This window comes from Streptomyces sp. NPDC006335 (assembly GCF_040612795.1).
Lineage (GTDB): Bacteria > Actinomycetota > Actinomycetes > Streptomycetales > Streptomycetaceae > Streptomyces.
Map to the genome: position 1 here is coordinate 75315 of NZ_JBEXQX010000005.1, position 19171 is coordinate 94485.

General features: G+C 71.6%; 16 protein-coding genes and 2 pseudogenes. 11 read left to right on the forward strand and 7 right to left on the reverse strand.

Annotated features, from left to right (window positions below; genetic code table 11):
* Window positions 1-203: 203 nt before the first annotated feature.
* The 6 genes and pseudogenes from ABZ098_RS16600 to ABZ098_RS16625 form a co-directional block, all read right to left on the reverse strand.
* Window positions 204-378, reverse strand: a pseudogene (locus ABZ098_RS16600) (sugar ABC transporter ATP-binding protein); the annotation flags it as partial.
* Window positions 379-398: 20 nt separating this feature from the next.
* A pseudogene (locus tag ABZ098_RS16605) lies at window positions 399-560 on the reverse strand (ABC transporter permease); the annotation flags it as partial.
* Window positions 560-1567 (reverse strand): substrate-binding domain-containing protein, encoded by a 1008-nt coding sequence (locus tag ABZ098_RS16610; RefSeq protein WP_356591585.1) that lies wholly within the window; start codon window positions 1565-1567, stop codon window positions 560-562. The gene ABZ098_RS16610 and the pseudogene ABZ098_RS16605, both read right to left, overlap by 1 nt.
* A 233-nt stretch (window positions 1568-1800) precedes the next feature.
* On the reverse strand, window positions 1801-2166 hold the full coding sequence (locus tag ABZ098_RS16615; RefSeq protein ID WP_356591587.1) for a hypothetical protein: 366 nt from the start codon (window positions 2164-2166) through the stop codon (window positions 1801-1803).
* A gap of 77 nt (window positions 2167-2243) precedes the next feature.
* Window positions 2244-2402 (reverse strand): hypothetical protein, encoded by a 159-nt coding sequence (locus ABZ098_RS16620; protein WP_356591589.1) that lies wholly within the window; start codon window positions 2400-2402, stop codon window positions 2244-2246.
* Window positions 2402-2677, reverse strand: coding sequence for a hypothetical protein (locus ABZ098_RS16625; protein WP_356591591.1), 276 nt, complete (start codon window positions 2675-2677; stop codon window positions 2402-2404). The genes ABZ098_RS16620 and ABZ098_RS16625 overlap by 1 nt, the downstream gene beginning before the upstream one ends.
* A 123-nt stretch (window positions 2678-2800) precedes the next feature.
* Between ABZ098_RS16625 and ABZ098_RS16630 the strand changes: the two genes are divergently transcribed.
* On the forward strand, window positions 2801-3568 hold the full coding sequence (locus ABZ098_RS16630) for a sulfite exporter TauE/SafE family protein (RefSeq protein ID WP_356591593.1): 768 nt from the start codon (window positions 2801-2803) through the stop codon (window positions 3566-3568).
* Window positions 3569-3708: 140 nt separating this feature from the next.
* Complete coding sequence (locus tag ABZ098_RS16635) at window positions 3709-4461, forward strand: hypothetical protein (RefSeq protein ID WP_356591595.1); 753 nt, start codon at window positions 3709-3711, stop codon at window positions 4459-4461.
* 449 nt (window positions 4462-4910) lie between these two features.
* On the opposite strand, the gene ABZ098_RS16640 is transcribed toward ABZ098_RS16635, so the two are convergent.
* Complete coding sequence (locus ABZ098_RS16640; RefSeq protein ID WP_356591597.1) at window positions 4911-5687, reverse strand: IclR family transcriptional regulator; 777 nt, start codon at window positions 5685-5687, stop codon at window positions 4911-4913.
* 178 nt (window positions 5688-5865) lie between these two features.
* On the opposite strand from ABZ098_RS16640, the gene ABZ098_RS16645 reads away from it, so the two are divergent.
* The 9 genes from ABZ098_RS16645 to ABZ098_RS16685 all read left to right on the forward strand — a co-directional run bounded on the left by ABZ098_RS16645 (window position 5866) and on the right by ABZ098_RS16685 (window position 19168).
* The gene (locus ABZ098_RS16645; protein ID WP_356591599.1) at window positions 5866-7203 is read left to right on the forward strand and encodes a gluconate:H+ symporter; all 1338 of its coding nucleotides are present in this window, start codon (window positions 5866-5868) and stop codon (window positions 7201-7203) included.
* 33 nt (window positions 7204-7236) lie between these two features.
* A complete protein-coding gene (locus ABZ098_RS16650) occupies window positions 7237-8565 on the forward strand; it encodes an enolase C-terminal domain-like protein (RefSeq protein WP_356591601.1) in 1329 nt (442 codons plus the stop codon).
* 142 nt (window positions 8566-8707) lie between these two features.
* The gene (locus ABZ098_RS16655; RefSeq protein ID WP_356591603.1) at window positions 8708-9310 is read left to right on the forward strand and encodes a hypothetical protein; all 603 of its coding nucleotides are present in this window, start codon (window positions 8708-8710) and stop codon (window positions 9308-9310) included.
* 124 nt (window positions 9311-9434) lie between these two features.
* A complete protein-coding gene (locus tag ABZ098_RS16660; RefSeq protein ID WP_356591605.1) occupies window positions 9435-12650 on the forward strand; it encodes an amidohydrolase family protein in 3216 nt (1071 codons plus the stop codon).
* Window positions 12651-12772: 122 nt separating this feature from the next.
* Window positions 12773-15211: a SpoIIE family protein phosphatase gene (locus ABZ098_RS16665; protein ID WP_356591607.1), complete on the forward strand. Its 2439-nt coding sequence runs from the start codon at window positions 12773-12775 to the stop codon at window positions 15209-15211.
* Between the two features lie 2 nt (window positions 15212-15213).
* Entirely contained in the window at window positions 15214-16158 is a 945-nt protein-coding gene (locus tag ABZ098_RS16670; protein WP_356591609.1) for a substrate-binding domain-containing protein, read from the forward strand.
* A gap of 45 nt (window positions 16159-16203) precedes the next feature.
* Complete coding sequence (locus ABZ098_RS16675; protein WP_356591611.1) at window positions 16204-17436, forward strand: sugar ABC transporter substrate-binding protein; 1233 nt, start codon at window positions 16204-16206, stop codon at window positions 17434-17436.
* Window positions 17433-18344: a sugar ABC transporter permease gene (locus ABZ098_RS16680; RefSeq protein ID WP_356591613.1), complete on the forward strand. Its 912-nt coding sequence runs from the start codon at window positions 17433-17435 to the stop codon at window positions 18342-18344. The genes ABZ098_RS16675 and ABZ098_RS16680 overlap by 4 nt, the downstream gene beginning before the upstream one ends.
* Entirely contained in the window at window positions 18341-19168 is an 828-nt protein-coding gene (locus ABZ098_RS16685; RefSeq protein ID WP_356591615.1) for a carbohydrate ABC transporter permease, read from the forward strand. The genes ABZ098_RS16680 and ABZ098_RS16685 overlap by 4 nt, the downstream gene beginning before the upstream one ends.
* The last annotated feature ends 3 nt before the right edge of the window (window positions 19169-19171 follow it).

Here is a 19171-nt window from a genome sequence, read left to right on the forward strand (position 1 = left end):
GGCCTGGTGCATCGGGGGGCTGCTCGTCGCCGTGGTCACGTTCGGGCAGGTTCGGGGTGCGGGTGTGGGTCCGGATGTCGTGATCTGGGGTCCCTTGGTCTACGGCCTGTACCGGATCGTCGCCGGGCTGCAACTCATCAGGAAGAGCCGGGGGGCTTCTAGGGTGGGGGAGTAGGGCGGGGAAGCAGGACCGGGGGCAAGCGTCCTGGGCGGGACAACCCGTGCTTGAGGGCTGCGAGTTCGGCGCCGTCGGCCATGCGGTCGGTGAGCTCTTCCAGGGTGATCTGGTCCCGGGCCGTGCCACGTACTTGAGGATGACGCCGGACTGCTTGCCCCCAGGGCGGCGGTGCGCTCGTCGGGGGTCAGGACGCTGGCGCCTGGCGCCGGCGTAGACGTCAGAACACTCGCACCGCCACCGTGCCCAGGAACACACCCACATCAGGACGCGCCAACAATCTCAGCGGCAGGGGGCGTTCGGAAGTGCGCCTGTCCTTGCCCTTGCCGGGGCCGGAGGCCGGCGGTGTCGTCACCGCCGGCGCAGCCTGCTGAGCCGTGCCCATCACCGGGTGCCCTTCGCCGCGAACTTGGCCACGGTGTCGGCGTTGTCCTTGGTGATGAAGGCCGGACCGGTCAGCACGGGCTGTTCGCCGCCGCCGCTGAAGTTGCCGTTGGTCCTGTAGAGCCACAGGGCGTCGACGGCCAGGTAGCCCTGGAGGTAAGGCTGTTGGTCCACGGCGAATTCGACGGAGCCGTTCTGGACGGCGGCGACCAGGTCCTTGTTGAGGTCGAAGGTGGCGACCTTGGCCTTGCTGCCGGCGTCCTTGACGGACTGGACGGCGGTCAGGGCGAAGGGGGCGCCGAGGGTGACGACCTGGTCGATGGAGGAGTCCTGCTGGAGCTTGGCGGTGATGGTGGACTTCACGGAGGGCATGTCGGTGCCGGTGACGTAGATCTTGTCGGTTTTGCCGGTGAAGCCCTTGGCGAGGCCCGCGCAGCGGGATTCCAGGGCGACCTGGCCCTGGGACTGGACGACGCACAGGGCGTGCTTGGCGCCGAGGGAGTTGAGGCGTTCGCCGAAGGCCTGGCCGGCGATGTTCTCGTCCTGGCCGAAGTATTCGAGCATGCCCAACTGCTTCCAGTCGTCGAGGCCGGAATTGAAGCCGACGACGGGGATGCCGGCCTTTTCGGCCTTGGCGGTGACGGCCTTCATGGCGTCGGGCTTGGCGGCGGTCAGGGCGATGCCGTCGACCTTCTGGTCGATGGCGTTCTGCACCAGGTTGGCCTGGGCGCCCGCGCTGGGGTCGGAGGAGTAGACCAGCTTGATGTTGTCCTTGGCGGCGGCGGCCTGGGCACCCTTGCGGATGAGGTCCCAGAAGGTGTCGCCGGGTTCGGCGTGGGTGATCAGGGCGATGGTCATGCGGGGGGTGCCGGCCTTGCCGGCGGAGACGCCGGCCGTGTCGTCCTCCTCGGACTGTTTGCCGCCGGAGCTGCTGGAACAGCCGGCGACGAGCAGGGCGCCCGTCAGGACGGTCGCGGCCAGGGCGGCGGCTCGGTGGTTTCTGCGCATGTCCCTTGCACCTCGCTGTGCGGTTCAGGTGGGAATGAGGATCCGGCCCCCGCCAAGGAGCCCCCGCCCGGTCCGGGGAGCGCGGGCAAGCGGCTTGGGGCGCCTTGCGGGGCGGGAGACGTTGTCGCGACAGCCGTGGGTGTGGGCCGCGCGTCGGGCTACTAGAGCGCGTTACTAGTGCGCGCTAGGTGGTCGTACTATGAAATGCCCCGCGGGTGATGTCAATAGATTTGTCAGGACGTATCGACAAGCCCTGTCGGCCGCTCTGCATCCCCTTGCGGGCGGGGCGGGGCGGGGCGGGGCGGGGCAGGGGTGTGGCGTGGCTCGGCTCGGTGATGGGTGCCGGTCGCCAGGATGTGGGCCAGGACCTGCTCGGGGTGGGTGACCACGAGATCGTGCCCGCCGGGCACCCGGCGTACGGTGATCGACGGCCTGCTCGCCGCGAGCTGGTCGACGGACTCACGCCAGGTCGTGGTGAGTTGGCGGGCGCGGTCTCCCGATGTCCCGGCCATGGTCTCGGACATGATCATCACGATGGGGCACTCGACGTGGGCGAACCTCTCGGCCGACGTCCGCCGGTATGCCTCGGCCTCACGCACCAGGCCGATGATGCCGTCGGCCGACAACAGGTGCCGGCGCGGTGGCCCCGCGAGCAATCGTCGCGCCGGCAAGGCCTCTATGCCCTGAGGCTCTCGCGCATCGCGGTGAGTTCGCCCTCGGTGTGGAGAGGGCGGTGTGTGGGGACGGCGCCGTCGGTGAGGATCAGTGCGCGAGGCCCCTTCGGCAGCGTCTCGGCGTGGTCCATGGCGTGGTCCGCACCGAGTGAGTGCCCCATCAGGACCAGTGGCCCGGAAGGCGCCAGGGCGCGACCATGATGGCTGCGGCATCCGCTGCGAACGAGGCGTAGGCGTAGCTCGCCGCCCCGCTGCTCAGTCCATGACCGCGCGGATCGAAGGTCGCGAGCGGGAGGAAGTCACGGAGCTCGCCCAGCAGTTGGGCGAGGTCGGCCTGCGTGGTGCCGAGCCCCGGGACGATGACCGCGGCTGCCCGTCGCCAGGACACGGTCGCGGGGATGGGTACGTTGTCGCGCCGGACAGTGAACGTCTCCATGGCCCTCCGGCCTGGACGGGACTGTGTGCCTATGCTGTCACGCTGTCTCCCTATGTAGACGGTGTCTTTCATTGGGGACAGCGGCGAGAGAGGATGACGCGTCCGTAGAGAAGGGAAGTCCACGTGGGGCCCGATTCCGCACTCCTGCTCGCCGTCGCCGGTGTCGCCTCCGGGCTGGCCGGTTCCATAGCGGGTCTGGCCTCGCTGTTCAGCTACCCGGCGCTGCTGGCCGCGGGCCTCCTCCCGGTGGCCGCCAACGTGACCAACACTGTGGCGCTGTTCGCCAACACGGCGGGCACCGCGGCCGGTTCACGCGAGGAACTGCGCGGACAGGCCGGCCGCCTCGCACGCCTCTCGATCCTCGCGGCCGTCGGCGGTTGCGTCGGCGCGGCACTGCTCCTCGGGACACCGGCCTCGGCGTTCAGCCGGGTCGTCCCCTGGCTGATCGCCCTGGGCTCGGTGCTGATCCTGGTGCGCGAACCCCTGCGCCGACTGGCCGAGAGGCACACGCGGCTGACCGACGGCGTGCCACGCGGGAATTCGCCCCTGGCCGGCGCCGTCCTTCTCGTGGGCCTTTACGGGGGCTACTTCGGCGCCGCGGCGGGCGTGCTGATGCTGGCGGTGCTGTCCCTGTCCGGGAACGAGCCCCTGCGGGTCACCAACGCGGTGAAGAACATCGCCACCGGCGCCGCGAACGTCACCGCCGCCGTCGCCTACGCGTTCCTGGCCCCGGTCGACTGGACGGCGGCGGCCGCACTGGGACTCGGCTGCCTGCTGGGCAGCCGTATCGGCCCGGTCGTCGTACGGCGCCTGCCCGAGAGGCCCCTACGGATCGGGATCGCCCTGGCCGGTCTGGCCCTGGCCGTCTCCCTGTGGCATCGGGGCGGTTGAGAACCCGGACGGAACCGGCCTTCGGGCCGGGGGAGTCGGTGAGGGGTGGTGAAGGCCGGTGGACGTACGTGACCGGGTACCCAACTCCGTGATGGGGCCGGGGCGGTGGGGTGTCAGTGCGGCCGTCTACTGTTCCGGCCATGGAGACGATCTACCGCACATGGTCGGAGACGGTCGCGCTGTTCGAGCGCCGCGGCTTCCCGCAGGCGTCCTACGGCGCTCTGTACGAGGACGAGTACATCCTGCACCCGGGGCCCGCGGAACTGGCCGGCTCGCTCTGGCTGGACGACCACCAGTACCGGCACCGCAATCCCTGGATCAAGGCGGGCGGCCGGCCCGAGTACGAGGGCATCGACGGGGCGGTCACCGGATACGTCATCGACGGTGACCTGTGGGTCGACGGCAACATCCTCAATCTGGACCACGGCAGCCCGTCGCTGATCGTGCTCGGCGATCTGAAAGTCGCCAACCTCGTCCTGACGGGCAGCTCTTACCTCCTGGTCCAGGGCGACCTCGAGGTCGAGACCTTCCTCGGCAACTCCACCGAGCAGCATGTCGAGGTGCTCGGTGACCTGCGGGCCACGGTGGCGGTCATGTGGGACGAGTTCCTTCCCGAGGTGGGCGGGCGTCTGCGTGGGCGTGCCCTGGTGCCCGACTGGCTCGACCTCGACGACTGCGACTTCATCGTCGAGGACCCGAATCCCCACGTCGGCCTGTCGGACCTCCTGGTGCCGGAAGTCCTCCTCACCGGCGGTGCGACGGAGGAGGACACCTACCTCGCCGAGGCGGGCCTGCGTTACGAGCACATGATCGACCGCATGGTGCGAGGGCTGCCCGTGGTCCGGGGTGGGCGCACGGTCGCCCCGCTGGAGGTGCTGCCGCCGCAGGAGTAGGAGGGGCCGCAGGGGCGCTGTCCGCAACGCCCCCGCCTGCGAGGCGCACCCGCGTCTCCTCCGCGCCGGTCGCGTGGTCGGTGGTGCTCCGCCTCGCTTTCGCTTCGCGCCGGTTGTGTGGTCCGTGGTGCTCTGTCCCGGCCTGATTAGGCGCCGGTCGGGTGGTCCGTGGCGTTCCGCCCTCGCTTTCGCTTCGCGCCGGTCGGGTGGTCCGTGGTCTGTCCCGGCCTCATTTGGCGCCGGTTGTGTGGTCCGTGGTGCTCCGCCTCGCTTTCGCTTCGCGCCGGTCGGGTGGTCCGTGGTGCTCCGCCCCGCCCTCATCCCGCACCCGTCGTGCGGTCCAAGGCGTCCCGCCCCGCCCTCACCCCGCACCCGGCGTGCGGTCCGCGGCGCCCCGCCCCACTCTCACCCCGCACCCGGCGTGCGGTCCGCGGCGCACCACCCCACCCTCACCCCCGACCATGCAGCAGCACCGCTGATTCGATCTTCGCGCGGACCTCCCGCATCACGGCCACGATGTGCCGCTCGTGCTCCTCCGTGAGCCGGGACACCGGTACCGAGCAGCTCAGCGCGTCCACGGCAGGTGTGTCGTACCGCAGGGCGAACCCGAACCCGGCGATCCCCACGACCGTCTCCTCCCGGTCGACCGAGTGACCGCGCGCCCGCACCTCCGCGAGGTCGGCGAGCAGAGCGGCCCGGGTTGTGTGCGTGCGGGCCGTGAACGCCCGCAACGGCTCGTCACCGAGCGGGAGTTCGTCGTCAGGGCGCTCCGCGAGCAGCGCTTTCCCCAGTGCTCCGGCGTGCGCGGGCACCCGGCGGCCCACGCGGCTGATCGTGCGCAGGTACTCGTGCGACTCGCGGGTGGCCAGGTAGACGACGTCCGGGCCGTCCAGTCGCGCGAGGTGGATGGTCTCGCCGAGCGCGTCCGACGCCTCGTCGAGAAACGGCCGTACCGCGCGGACGCGCAGGTCGCTGTCCAGATAGCTCGTGCCGGTGAGCAGGGCGCGGATCCCGACGCTGTAGAGGGACCCGGTCGCGTCGGTGCGGACCCAGCCGCACTCCACGAGGGTCTGGAGGAGGGCGTACATGCTGCTCCGCGGAACCCCCAGCGCCTCGGCGATCTCACGCAACCGCGCAGGCCGTTCGCCTCGCGCGGCGAGGAGTTCGAGCACCGCGACGGTACGGACCGCCGATTTGACCTCGGGTACGCCTGGGCGCTGCGACATGGGCCGATCGTAAGGCGATTCGCGCAGACCCATTGACCGCCGGCGATCCATACATCTAGCCTCCGTCCTCATATGTAGACGATGTCTTTGTATGAGGATCGCGTTCAGCGGAGTGACTTGAAGGAGTGCTCCGGTGAACTCTCCTCACCGCCCTGCCAGTTCAAGGGAGAACTGACACATGCCGCTCGTCGTGGTCGGGATCAGCGTCCTCGCCCTGCTCTTTCTGATGACGAAGCTGAAACTGAACGGCTTCGCCGCCCTCCTCCTCGTCGCCGTGGGGGTCGCCCTGGTCCGGGGCATCGGCCTGGAGGACATCCCGGACGTCCTCTCCGAGGGAATCGGGGACCAGATCGGCGACACGATGCTCACCATCGGGCTCGGCGCCATGGTGGGCCGTGTCATGGGTGACTCCGGCGCCGCCCAACGGATCGCCGGCAGGCTCCTCGACGTGTGCGGCCCGCGCTGGGTTCAGGTCGCCATGGTGCTGTCCGCGATGCTCATCGGCGTGACCATGTTCTACGAGGTCGCCTTCGTCATCATCGTGCCGGTCGCCTTCACCCTGGTCCGGGTCACCCGGGCCAACCTGCTCTGGGTGGGGCTGCCGATGTCGATCGCCCTGTCCACCATGCACAGCTTCCTGCCGCCCCACCCGGGCCCCACGGCCGTCGCGGCCACCTTCCACGCCTCGGTCGGACTCACCCTGTTCTACGGCCTGTTCATCGCCGTCCCGGTCGGCGCGTTCATCGCGCTGCTGTGGCCGCGCCTGCCGTTCGTCCGGCGGATGAACCCCGAGATCCCCAAGGGTCTGGTCAGCGAACGGGTCTTCGAGGAGGAGGAGATGCCCGGCATGGGCTGGTCGCTGGCGGTGGCCCTGCTGCCCGTCGTGCTGATCGCCGGTGCCGCGGTGACCGACCTGGCCACCTCGGGCGACAACGCCGGACTGCACTTCGTCGCCTTCATCGGCTCCGCGCCCATCGCCCTGCTGCTCACCCTGCTCGTCGCCGTCTGGGTCTTCGGGCCGCGCATGGGGCGCAGCCTCGCCGACGTCAGCACCTCCTGCAAGGAGGCCGCCCAGGCGATGGCGATGATCCTGCTGGTCATCGGAGCGGGCGGTGCCTTCAAGAACGTCCTCGTCGAGGGCGGCATATCCGACTACATCAAGGACGCGACCGACGGCTGGTCCATCTCCCCGATCATCCTGGCCTGGCTGATCGCGGCCATCCTCCGCATCGCCCTCGGCTCCGCGACCGTCGCCGTCGTCACCGCCTCCGGCGTGGCGCTGCCCCTGCTCGCGGGCGGCGGGGTCCACGCCGAGGTCATGGTGCTCGCCGTCTCCTGCGGGTCGATCGCCTTCTCGCACGTCAACGACCCGGGCTTCTGGATGTTCAAGGAGTACTTCAACCTGTCCGTCATCGACGCGATCAAGGCGCGGACCACGTACACGACGGTCCTCGCGATCCTGGGCCTCGGCGGTGTACTGGTCCTGGAACAAGTGCTGGACGCCCTGAACGTCTGACCCCCCACCTCATCAGAAGGAACCCGCCCCACCATGAGCCAGCCCGTCGTCACCAAGTTCTCCGTCCACCCGGTCGCCGGCCGGGACTCCATGCTCCTCAACCTCTCCGGTGCCCACGCCCCGTACTTCACCCGGAACGTCGTCGTCCTGGAGGACTCGGAGGGACGCACCGGCCTCGGTGAGGTGCCGGGCGGCGACGCCATCACCCGCACCCTCCGCGACGCCGAGAGCCTTGTCGTCGGCGCCCGCGCCGGCGACTACAAGCGTGTCCTGCGCACGATCAACGACACCTTCGCCGACCGCGACTCCGGCGGCCGTGGCGCCCAGACCTTCGATCTCCGGACGACCGTGCACGCGGTCACCGCCGTCGAGTCGGCGCTGCTGGACCTGCTCGGACAGCACCTCGACGTCCCGGTCGCCGCCCTGCTCGGCGACGGCCAACAGCGCGACGCCGTAAGGGTCCTGGGCTATCTCTTCTACGTCGGCGACCCGGACCGCACCGACCTCGCCTACGTCCGTGAGCCCGGTGCGGACGTCGACTGGTACCGCGTCCGGCGCGAGGAGGCGCTGACGCCCGAGGCGATCGTCCGCCAGGCCGAGGCCACCTACGACCACTACGGCTTCCGCGACTTCAAGCTCAAGGGCGGGGTCCTGGCGGGCAGCGAGGAGGTGAAGGCCGTGCACGCCCTCAAGGAGCGGTTCCCCGAGGCGCGGATCACCCTCGATCCGAACGGTGCCTGGTCCCTGCGCGAGGCGGTCGAGCTGTGCCGTCCGCTCGTCGGCACGCTCGCCTACGCTGAGGATCCCTGCGGTGCCGAAGGCGGTTACTCGGGACGGGAGATCCTCGCCGAGTTCCGCCGGGCCACCGGGCTGCCCACCGCGACCAACATGATCGCCACGGACTGGCGGCAGCTCACCCACGCCCTCGCCCTGCAGTCGGTGTCCATCCCGCTCGCCGACCCGCACTTCTGGACCATGCAGGGCTCGGTCCGGGTCGCCCAGCTGTGTCACGCCATGGGCCTGACCTGGGGCTGCCACTCCAACAACCACTTCGACATCTCGCTCGCGATGATGACGCACTGCGGCGCGGCCGCCCCGGGGGAGTACAACGCCCTCGACACCCACTGGATCTGGCAGGAGGGCATGGAACGGCTCACCGTGGAACCGCCCCGGATCAACGGCGGCGAGGTCGCCGTCCCGGACGCGCCCGGCCTAGGGGTCCGGCTGGACCGCGACCGGCTGCGGGCCGCGCAGGAGCTGCACGAGGAGGTGGCCTCGGCGGGTCGGGACGACGCCGCGGGGATGCAGTACCTGGTCGAGGGCTGGACGTTCGACGCGAAACGTCCGTGCCTGGTGCGCTGAGGTCCGAGCCGGCCACAGTCGTTGACATGGTCAAGACAGGTCACTAGCATCCCTGCCACCTTGGAAAGCGCTTTCCAGTTCATGCCTCGACTTCCCCCCACGGGATCCACCCCACGGGATTCCCCCCACAAGAGGACCCCACATGAACCCACGCAAGGCCGCGCTCGCGACCGCGCTCGCCGCCGCGCTCCTGGCCGGCCCCGGTATCGCCCAGGCCGCCCCGTCCGCCACGCCCCCACCCCACGAACAGGTCGCGGCGGCCACCATCACCTGGACCCTGGAGCGGGCGAGCAACCCCACCGCGGACCAGCAGTCGGCGTACACCCAGATCACCTCGGCCATGAACGCCGCGGTGGCCCGCTACAACAACCTCAGCGACCTGGGCAAATCCATCACGGTCCGCTACGACACGAGCGTGCCCACCGCGGACGGCAACCTCAACGGGACCATCCGCTTCGGCAGCAACCGCAGTTACATGACCGAGCGGACCGCTCTGCACGAGATCGCCCACACCATCGGCGTGGGCACGAGTGCCGGCTGGTCCTCGCACGGTGGCAACAGCGGCACCTGGACAGGTGCTCAGGCGACCGCCCTCGTGCGGCAGTTCGACGGTTCCTCGGCCAAGTTGTCCACCGGAGGCGGGCACTTCTGGCCGTACGGCCTCAACTACGACAACGAGTTCTCGGGTACGGCGGCCGACCGCCACGTGCGGATCGTCGAGGCGATGGTGCGTGACGGTCTGTGAGCTGAGGGGTTGATGTCCGGGGGCGAAAAACCGCTCCCGGACACGGTGTTCGGGCGCAGGGGCCGCCCCTGAGGGGAAGGGCCCCTGTCGTCCGGCACCTCACCCGCGCGCACTGGAGGCTCCCTTGGACGTCCACGGCACATCCGACACTTCCTGGCCCGGTCCGCTCTCCCGCCGCAGATTCCTCCAGGCCGCCGGCGTCACCGCCACCACCGTCGCGGCCGCGCATCCACCCGCCTCGGCCGCCTCGGCCGCCTTCACCCACTCGGCCACCCTCACCCTGACCGCCGCCACCGGCGGTTCCGCGACGCTCTCCCCGGCCGGCGACCGGCTCGTCGCCGAAGTGCAGAACGTCCTCTGGTCGATCCCGCGCACCGGCGGCGCCGCCGTCGCCCTCACCCCGCCGGGCCTCGAACCCACCCGCCCCCAGTTCTCGCCCGACGGCAGCCGCCTGGTCGTGTGCGCCTACCGCGGCGGCGGCTTCCACCTGTGGACACTGCGGCCCGACGGCAGCGGGGTACGTCAGCTCACCGACGGCCCCTGGGACGACCGCGGCCCCGCCTGGTCGCCGGACGGCACCCGGATCGCGTTCGCCTCCGAGCGCGGCGGCGACACCGTGACCGGCAGCCCGTACCGCGTCTGGGTCGCCGACGTGCGCTCCGGGGCGCTGACCCGGCTCACCGGACACCCCGGACAGCGGGGGCCGGCACAGGACGGCGCCTGGGAGGACTTCGACCCCGCCTGGTCGGCGGACGGCGAGCGCGTGCTGTTCGTGCGGGCTGCCGTCACCGCCACGGGGACCCTGCGCGCGGACACCGTCGCCTCGGTCGCCGCCGACGGCTCGGGACCGGTCACCGTCGAGCACACCGACGACTCCGGCGCCCAGCTCATGACCCCGGCCGTCGCACCCGGCGGCCGCCTGGCGTATCTGCGCACCACGCCCGCACCCAGCGCCTCCTGCACCCTCGTCGTGGACGCCAGGCCCGTCCCCGTCGACGGCGACGTCCTGCCCGCCCCGCCCCGCTGGACCGACGGCGGACGGCTGCTGCTCGCGGTGGACGGCCACTTCCGCCTGATCGACCCGAAGGCACCCGCGACGGGGGAGGAGATCCCGTTCACGGCCGCGCTGCCCGTGCAACGGCCCCGCTACCGCGGCAAGGCGTACGACTTCGAGGGCACCGGCGTCCGGCGCGTGCGCTCCCTGCACCTGCCCGCGCTCTCGCCCGACGGCCGCAGCGTCGCCTTCGCCGCCCTCAACTGCCTGTGGACCGCCGGGACGTCGGGTGGACGCCCGCCCCGGAAGATCCTCCAGGCCCCGCCCACCCGCTATGTGTCGGGACCGGCCTGGACATCCGACGGCAAGGGCCTCCTCTACGCGGACGACCGCGACGGACTGTTCGCCGTGCGGCGCCGTGACCTCGACTCCGGCGAGGAGACCGTGCTCGCGAAGGGCGGCCGGGTCTTCCCCGCGCTCTCGCCCGACGGGACGCGGCTGGCCTGCCTGGACATGTCCGGCAACCTGGTCGTGCGCGACCTGCCCGACGGCGTCGAACGCACCCTCGTCGCCCCGCTCGGCGCGGGCGGTCTGCCCGGCCGTCCGAGCTGGTCCCCCGACGGACGGTACGTCGCTCTGTGCGACCGCAACCGGCTCAACCAGCGCTTTAGGGAGGGCTACAACCTCATCCGGGTCGTCGACACCAGCACCGGCACCGCCGCCCTGCACGCCCTCGCCCCGCACACCTCCCTGTCCGACCGCTACGACTCCGGCCCGGTCTGGTCCCCGGACGGCCGCTGGATGGCCGCAATCGCCGAGTCCGCCCTGTGGCTGCTCCCGGTCCGCGCGGACGGCACTCCCGACGGGCAGCCGCGCCGCCTCACCACCGAACCCGCCGACCACCCCTCCTGGTCCGCCGACGCCCGCACTCTGCTCTACCTCTCCTCCGGCACCCTCCGCCTGATCGACGTCCGCAGCGGCAAGGCCCGTACCGTCACAGTGCCCTTGGACTACCGGCGATCCCGCCCCGCCGACACCCTCGTGCACGCCGGCCGGTTCTGGGACGGCACCGGACCGGACGTCCGCGAGGACGTCGACCTGATGATCCGTGACGCCCGGATCGTGGAGGTCTCCCCGCACCGCGCCGGGCGGCCGGCCGCGCGCCGGGTCGACGCGAGCGAGCGCACCGTGCTCCCGGGACTGTGGGACGCGCACACCCACCCCTGGCAGAGCACCTACGGCGGACGGCAGACCGCCCTCCAACTCGCCTACGGCATCACGACCGCCGTCTCGCTGGGCGGCTTCGCCTACGAGCAGGCCCGCATCCGCGAGGCGGTCGCCGCGGGCGCGCTCGCCGGGCCGCGCCTGCTGGCCACCGGCGAACTGCTCGACGGGGCCCGCGTCGCCTACAGCATGGGCCGCGCCCACCGCACCCCCGAGGGACTGCGGCGTTCGCTGGCGCGCGGGGCGGCCCTCGACTGGGACTTCGTGAAGACGTACGTCCGTGCCCCGGGCTGGGTGATGGAGGAGGCCGCGGACTTCGCGCACGAACGGCTCGGGGTGCGCAGCGGCAGCCACCTCTGCACGCCGGGCGTGCAGCTCGGACAGGACCTGACGACCCATCTGCAGGCCACGCAGCGCCTGGAGTTCGGGCACGCGACCTCCGTCACGGGCCGCGCCTACCAGGACGTCCGGGAGATCTACACCGAGGCGGGCTTCCATCTGATCGCCACCCCGTTCACGGCGCTCCCCCTGCTGGGCGCGGACCCCGCGCTCGCCGAGGACCGCCGGGTCACCACGCTGATGCCGCCGTGGGACACCGCGCTGGTCCGTCAGCAGGCCGGTCGGCCTCCCACGGACGCCCAACTCGCCACGCTGGAACGCGAAGTGGCCGTGTACCGGGGCGTCCTGGCCGACGGCGGACTCGTCGCCCTCGGCACCGATCAGCCGCTCGTGCCGGTCGGACTGCATCTGCACCTCGCCCTGCGGGCGCTGCACCGCGGCGGGCTCTCCCCGGCCGAGACCCTGCGCACCGCCACCCTGCTGCCCGCCCGGGTGTTCGGCGCGGACGCCGATCTCGGCACGCTGGAGGAGGGCAAGCTCGCCGACCTCACGGTCGTGGACGGTGATCCCTTCACCGACTTCGACACCCTGGTCCGCACGGTGGCGGTGCTGCGCGGGGGTGTGCCCTTCGAGCAGGCGGACCTCGTGGGCGCCTTCGACTCCGTGCGGCGCTCGGGCAGCTCCTCCGGGGGACCCTCCGGAGCGTCGTCCGACGCGGAATGGCTCGCGGTGAGCCGGCAGCTCCGGCGTGAAGGGTGCTGCGATCCGGGGGCAGCGCTGTGAGAGATGCGCGGGGATGCGTCTCCGACGCCTGGAGGCTCACGGGGCCCGGGATCTGACTTGTCCGATTCCTGCGGGGCGCGCACTCTGGCTGTGAGGCACCTCACCGCGCGAATAGAGCAAGAATGGCCACTTTTGATCAAAGGAACGGTCACAGCGGGTGGTCATCCGATGTCGCGACGGTCACCCTCGGTCTGGACGGCGTGGTCACAGGGTGGAGCGAAGGCGCTCGACGACTCCTGGGCCACCCCGCCCCGGAGGTCGTGGGGCGCGCCGCGACCGAGCTGCTCCTCGGCGAGGGAGCGCCCGAGGCCACCGGGCTCTCCCTCGCCGGCTCCCAGGAATGGAGGGGCACGGCGGCACTCCGGCATCGGGACGGCCACCGCGTCGAAACGACCCTGCACGCCCAGCCGGCGCTGGACGCCGACGGCAGGACCCGGTCCTTCGTCGTGACCCTCTCCCCGCACCCCGACCGGACCATGGTGCAGTGGGCCTTCGACCAGTCCTCCGTCGCCCTCTCGACCCACACCACGGCGTCCGGCGCGTGGGAGCGGAACGCCGTCGCGCACGGCGCAGGAGAGCGCGCCGCGGAGACGGCCGCTGAGCGCCGGCCACCCTCCCTCGCCGACGAGGGTTTCCTGCGGTGCGTGCGCCAGGTCGCCGAAGAGGGCGTCCCGCTGCGCTACGAGTGCCTGGCACCGGAACCGTCCTGCGCCCCCGGTGCCACCGCACCCGTCCCCCTCACCGCCACCCACCACCGCGCCTGGGTCATCGAGCTCTGGCCCGTCCGCGACCCCGCCACCGGTGAGGTCGTCGGGGTGGGCACCGCCGCGTTCGACAGCAGTGACCAGCACGCGGCCCGGCAGCGGCTCGCCCTGCTCCAGGAGGCCGGCGCCCGCATCGGCACCACCCTGAACGTCACCCGCACCGCCCAGGAGCTCGCCGACCTCGCCGTGCCCCGCCTCGCCGACTTCGTCAGCGTGGACCTGCTCGACTCGGTGCTGCGCGGCGAGGAGCCGGTACCGGGGCCGGTCGACGCGGCCGTGGTGCTGCGCAGGGTCGCCCATCAGTCCACCGCCGCGGGGCAGGACGTGCCGGAGGCCGCCATCGACCTCGGCGGCATGGACACCTACCCGCCCTTCTCCCCGCCCGCCCGCTGCCTGGCCGACGGCAAACCGGTGCTCAGCGGCGCGGACGACCCCGACTTCGCCGCCTGGATCGCCGGGCACGAGACGCGCACCGCCCGGGTGGCGGAGTTCGGCTTCCACTCCGTCATGGCCACGCCGCTGCGCGCCCGGGGCATCACCCTCGGAGTCGCGGTCTTCACCCGGGGCAAAGGCTCCCCGCCCTTCGAACCGGACGACCTGGTCCTCGCCGAGGAACTCGCCGGCCGGACGGCGGTCGGCGTCGACAACGCCCGCCGCTACACCCGCGAGCGCACCAACGCCCTCACGCTCCAGCGCAGCCTCCTGCCCCGGGACCTGCCCCGACAGGCAGCCGTCGAGGTGGCGTACCGCTATCTGCCCGCCGGGACCGGCGCGGGCGTCGGCGGCGACTGGTTCGACGTGGTGCCGCTGTCCGGCACCCGCGTGGCCCTGGTCGTCGGGGACGTGGTCGGCCACGGCATCCACGCCTCCGCCACCATGGGCCGGCTGCGCACCGCCGTCCGCACCCTCGCCGACGTCGACCTGCCACCGGACGAACTCCTCACCCACCTCGACGACCTGGTCACCCATCTCGCCACCGACCGGGAGGACATCGACCCGGACGAGCCCTACCTCGTCAGCGGCGAGATCGGCGCGACCTGTCTGTACGCCGTCTACGACCCCGTGTCCCGCGTGTGCACCTTCGCCAGCGCCGGTCACGTCCCGCCCGTCGTCCTGCGCCCCGACGGCACGGCCCGGGTGGTCGAACTGACCCCCGGCCCGCTGCTCGGCGTCGGCGGTCTGCCCTTCGAGTGCACCGAGCTGGAGCTGCCCGAGGGCAGTCTGCTGGCCTTCTGCACCGACGGCCTGCTCGAGGCGCGGGACCGCGACGTCGGCCTGGGGCTCGACCGGCTCTGCGAGGCCCTGGCCGGGCCCGTCTCCTCGCTGGAGGCCACCTGCGACACCATCCTCAGGGCCCTGCTGCCCGCGAGCCCCTCCGACGACGTGGCCCTGCTCCTCGCCCGCACCCGCGCCCTGCACGCCGACCAGGTCGCCGCCTGGTCGCTGCCTTCCGACCCGTCGATCGTCGCCGACGCCCGCGCCCAGGCCACCCGCCAGCTCACCGCGTGGGGCCTGGAGGAGGCGGCGTTCGTCACCGAGCTGGTGGTGAGCGAGCTGGTCACCAACGCCATCCGCTACGGGGCCGTACCGATCGGCCTGCGGCTCATCCGCGACCGGACCCTGATCTGCGAGGTCTCCGACGCCAGCAACACCGCCCCGCACCTGCGCCGCGCCCGCACCTACGACGAGGGCGGGCGCGGCCTGCACATGGTCGCCCAGCTCACCCAGGGCTGGGGCACCCGCCAGGGCCCGCAGGGCAAGACCATCTGGGCCGAACAATCCCTCCCGGCCGGCTGACCATGGCAGAGCGACCCGGTATCGACGACTCCGCCCGTGGCACACACACGCTCGGGCTCCTCTACCCGCCCGCCGGCCGTCAGCGCGAGTACACCACCATGCAGCTCGCCTTCGTCGGCGGGGTGGCCGAGGCGGCCGCCGAGCACGGCTACGACCTGCTGCTCGCGCCCGCCGGCGGCCACGGCGACCCCTCCTTCCCGCGGATGGTCGACGACCGGCGGGTGGACGGCGTCATCGTCATGGAGATCCGCCGCGAGGACGACCGCGTCGAGTACCTGGCCGAGGCGGGCTTCCCCTTCGTGGCCATCGGCCGCAACCACCGGGCCGACGTGGCCGGCTGGGTCGACCTCGACTTCGCCGGACTGGCAGGGGGGTGCGTCCAGCACCTCGCCGACCTCGGCCACCGCAGGATCGCCTTCGTCAACCGGTCCGAACAGCTCTTCAACAGCGGTTACGGCTTCGCCCGGCTCGGGGACGAGGGCTACACCGAGATGATGAAGAAACTCCTGCTCACCCCGCACGCCTACCTGTGCGGCGACGACCTCGCCTCGGGGGAGGAGGTCGTGGAGCGCATCCTGAACGACGACCCGGCGACCACGTCGCTGGTCACCATGAACGAGGCGGCCCTGGAGGGCGTCTACCGCGGACTCACCCGCAACGGCCGCAGCGTGCCGCGCGACTTCTCCGTCGTCGGCGTGGCGGCGAGCCCCTGGGCCGAACAGGTGAACCCGCCCCTCACCGCCGCCGAGATACCCGCCAAGGAGATGAGCCGGGTCGCCGTCGACCTGATGATGCGACGGCTGCGCTCACCGGACTCGCCTCCCCGGCACGTCCTGCTGAAGCCGCTGATCACCCTGCGCGGAAGCACGGGACGCTGCCAGTCGGTGCCGGGCTCGGAACCCGAGTCCGAACTGCCTGATTTCCCCGATATCGACCTGGATTTCTGATACGTCGGTCTCTGTGCCCGATCATCGAACCTCTGGGAGCAGACCATGTCGTACCCCGTCGACCGCCGTGGTTTCCTCCGTGTCTCCGGCGTGGCGGCGGCCACCGCCGCCCTCGGTCTGACCTCGTGCAGCTCGGACACGTCGGGTCCGGTCACCCTGCGCTGGTGGGACTACTTCACCCTGGACAACTTCCAGCCCGGGATGAACCGCCTGATCAAGGACATCGAGGCCGGCGTCCCGGACGTGCGGATCGAGCGGCGCAGCTTCCCGTTCGCCGAGCTGGACCGGCAGATCACCCTCGGCGCGATCTCCGGCGACCTGCCCGACCTCGCCATCGTCGACAACGTGGCCATGAACACCCTCGGCGGCAGCCGGCTGCTCGCCGACCTCACCGCCAGAGTGGAGCAATGGGGCCAGGCCGACCAGTACTACAAAGGTCCCTGGGAAGGCTGCCAGGTCGGCGGAAAGACCCTCGGCATCCCCAACAACAGCAACTGCCTCGCCCTGTACTGCAACACCCGCATGCTCAAGGCCGCCGGTGTCGAACCCCCCACCACCTGGGACGAACTGGCCTCCGCCGCCCAGAAGCTGACCAGCGGCGACCGGTACGGACTGGCACTGAGCGCGATCAAGACCGAGGAGGGCGTCTTCCAGTTCCTGCCGTTCCTGTGGCAGGCGGGCGGCGACCTGGACACCTTCAGCACGTACGGTGCCACCGCGCTCACCTTCCTCGACGAGCTGATCGCCAAGGGCTCCCTGTCCGAACAGTGCGTGGGCTGGACCCAGCAGGACGTCAACACCCGCTTCCTCAACCAGCGTGCCGCGATGCAGATCAACGGCCCCTGGCAGATCCCCACCCTCAAGAAGGCCGACTTCGAATGGAACGTCGTCGCCCTGCCCCGCGACAAGGAGGCCGCCACCTGCCTGGGCGGGGAGAACTGGGTCGTGATGGCGAACAGCGAGCACGTGGACAAGGCGTGGGAGGTCCTGGAGTACACACAGCGCCCCTCCGTCCTGGTGCCCTACCTGGTGTCCTTCGGTGAACTGCCCGCCCGCAAGGACCTCGCCGACCGGGGGAGCTGGGCCTCCGACCCGGCCCTGCGGCTCTTCCTCAGCCAACTGCCCCTCGCCCGGCCACGCCAGTACGGCGCCCACTACGCCGAGGCCTCGCAGGCCGTCGCGGAGGCCGAGCAGGCCGTGCTCACCGGGTCCGCGTCCCCGTCCGCCGCGGCCAGGACCGCGGCCCGAAAGATCGACAAGGCGCTGGGCGAGCGATGAGACAGCCCCTCTCGCTCTCCGCGCGCCGCCGCCGCGCCGGCTACCTGTTCTGCCTGCCGGGCCTGGCTTTCCTCGCCCTCTTCCTGGCCTACCCGCTGCTCTACACCGTATGGACCTCCGTCCACGACGTCGACCTGGGCCAACTCCTTGGCGGGGCCGCACGGTTCAACGGCCTGGACAACTACCGGATGGTGGCCGACGACCCCGCCTTCTGGCACTCCGTACGCCTCTCCCTGGTCTTCACGCTGGGCTCGCTGCTGCTCCAGTTCACGATCGGCTTCGCCCTGGCCCTGCTCTTCGCCCGCCCCTTCCCCCTGGGCGGCCTCCTGCGCTCCCTCCTGCTGGTCGCCTGGCTGCTGCCCCCGGTGGTCAGCGGCACCCTCTTCCGCTGGATGCTGGACGCGGAGTCCGGCGCCTACAACGCCCTGTTGCGCAGAGCCGACCTGTCCCACGACTGGCTCACCGACCCGTCCACCTCGCTGGCGGGAGTGATCTTCGCCAACGTCTGGGTCGGCGTGCCCTTCAACATGCTGCTGCTCCTGGTCGGACTGCACACCATCGACCCCGAGCTCCACGAGGCCGCCGCCATCGACGGAGCGAGCGCCTGGCAACGCTTCCGCCACATCACCCTCCCGCTGATGCGGCCCGTCTCGGTGACCGTCCTGCTGCTCGGCCTCCTCTACACCTTCAAGGTCTTCGACCTCGTCTTCGTGATGACCGGCGGCGGCCCCGTCGACGCCACCCGCGTGCTCTCCCTCTACGTCTACGAGGTCTTCTTCACGTTCTTCCGGTTCGGCCAGGGCGCCGCCGCCGGTCTGCTGCTGCTCGTCGTGCCCCTGCTGGCGGGCGCCTGGTACGTGCGACGGCTGCGGCGCGAGGACGAGGCGCCGGCGGGAGGTGCCCCGTGAGACCACCGCGGCACCCCTGGCTGCTGACCGCCGTCGCCACGCTGATCACCGGCGCCTTCCTGCTCCCGGTGTACTGGATGGTGAAGACCAGCCTCACCCGGCCGGACCGCATCGAGACCCCCGACCCGCAGTGGGCGCCCACCCCCCTCACCGGCGAGAACTACGCGACGGCCCTGGGGTACGAGGGACTGACCCGGGCCCTGCTCAACAGCCTCGTCATCTCCTGCGGGGTGGTCGCCCTCACCCTGCTGCTCGGCGTCCCGCTCGCCTACGCGCTCGCCCGGATCCGGATGCGCGGCTCGGGCGCGATGGTGCTCGCCCTCCTCGTCGCCCAGCTCCCGCCCGCCATCGTGCTGGCGGCGCCGCTGTTCATCCTCGAACGGCGGGCCGGTCTCACCGACACCTACCTGGGCCTCATCGCCGCCGACACCACGCTCACGCTGCCCTTCACGGTGATCGTGCTGCGTCCCGTCATGCGCGGTGTCGCTCCTGAACTGGAGGAGGCGGCCCTGGTCGACGGCTGCGGACTGCCCGGCGTGCTGCTGCGGGTCGTGCTCCCGCTGATGGTGCCCGGTGTGGTCGCGGCGGCCGGGCTGTCCTTCCTGATCGGCTGGGGCGAGTTCCTGTTCGGGCTCACGCTCGCCGAAGGGCCCGGCGTCCAGCCCGTCACCGTCCTGCTGAACGCCTTCATCGGGCAGCACGGGACGTCGTGGGGCGCCCTGATGGCCACCGCCACCCTCATCAGCATCCCGGTGGTCTGCGTCTTCGCCGTCTTCCAGCGCTTCATCGTCGGCGGGCTCACCGCGGGCAGTGTGAGGGGCTGAACG